At 59.5% G+C, this 1426-nt stretch carries 1 protein-coding gene and 1 pseudogene; both read right to left on the minus strand.

What is annotated here, in order from left to right; genetic code table 11:
* Positions 1-419 (minus strand): annotated as a pseudogene (locus D1641_RS18825) (flagellin); the annotation flags it as partial.
* A 430-nt stretch (positions 420-849) separates the two neighbouring features.
* The coding region (locus D1641_RS18830) for an RNA-guided endonuclease TnpB family protein (RefSeq protein WP_160668517.1) at positions 850-1426 on the minus strand (577 nt) is incomplete at its 5' end.

Consider the following 1426-nt stretch of genomic DNA (forward strand, 5'->3'; position numbering starts at 1 on the left):
GAGCCGTCCAGCAGCTTGATGCCGTTGAAGTTGGCGCTGTCAGCGATACGGTTAATTTCGTCGCGGAGCTGGTTGACCTCTTTCTGGAGGGCCTCACGGTCGACCTCGTCCTGATAGGTGCCGTTGGCGGACTGGGTGGCCAGGTAGTCCATGCGGTTGAGCATGTCCTGGATCTCCTGCATGGCGCCCTCAGCGGTCTTGACCAGGGAGATGCCGTCCTTGACGTTCTTGGAGGCGGCGTTCAGGCCGGTGATCTGGGCGCGCATCTTCTCGGAAATAGCCAGACCAGCGGCGTCGTCACCGGCGCGGTTGATCTTGTAGCCGGAGGACAGCTTCTCCAGGTTCTTGGACAGGGCGGAGGTGTTGTTGTTGTAGTTGCGGTAGGCGTTCATAGCCATGATGTTGTGCTGAATACGCATAGTTTTGTGCTCCTTTCTAAATTAGTGTGCCCGCGGCTTCCTTACCGTGCGGCACAGGTCTGTGTTGCGCCGTTTTCCGGTATCCGGCCGGACTGCCGGATTGCGGCGCATTTACTATATTTCAACCAGCTCGTCAGCCGGAAGAAACCGAATGCCTCGGGCGCTGACAGCGCCGTGATGGGGATACAGAACTTTTGCATCGTCATAATATTTTGGACAGCCCTGTTACAGGCTTTCAGGCGTGCGCACACGCCCTCTCGTTTCCCACTTTTCGGCTTGGAAACGTTGAGCGAAACACAATTCTCTGATTGAGCTTCGCTCAACGCTCCCCCGACCGAATCACGGGCACAAACCGCTGTCCCAGGCGGCGAAACCTCTGTGCAGGGCGGGACGACTCGACCCGCCGTTTTCAATATCTGTGTGCCGCGCCCTACGCGCAGGCGGCAAGCTGAGCAAGGCCCTGAGCCTTGATGTTTCTTGCGGCGTTGACCTCCCGGTCGTGGGTGGTCCCGCATCTGGGGCAGGTCCAGGTCTTTGCCCCATAGTCCACCCCGCCCTGGAGCTGTCCGCAGACCGAGCAGGTCCGGGTGGTGGGGGTGTAGCGGTCCAGCAGAATGAGCTGCTTGCCCTGCCGTTCCAGCTTGTACCGCAGCAGTTCCCGGAACATCCGGTATCCGGCGCTGGCCGCGCCGCTCCGGAGAGGATTTTGGGACATCTCCCGCAGCGCCTCCGACCTCATGCACACGGCGTCCCAGCTGTTGGCTATCCGGCTGGACTCCTTGTGGAGAAAATCTCTGCGCTGATTGGCGATGTGCTCGTGGAGCAGACGGTATTTTTGCACCGCTTCCTCGTAGTTTTTGGAGCCGGGCTCCATCCGGCTGAGCCTTTGCTGGAGCTTCGCCAGCTTCTCCTGGGAGTCTTTCAGCCACTGGGGCGGATCGGCCATTTCGCCGTTGTCCGCCACATAGAAGTGGCCCATAGAGTATTTCAGGCCCAAAGTTGTTTCT

Source organism: Colidextribacter sp. OB.20 (assembly GCF_009911595.1).
GTDB lineage: Bacteria > Bacillota > Clostridia > Oscillospirales > Oscillospiraceae > Lawsonibacter.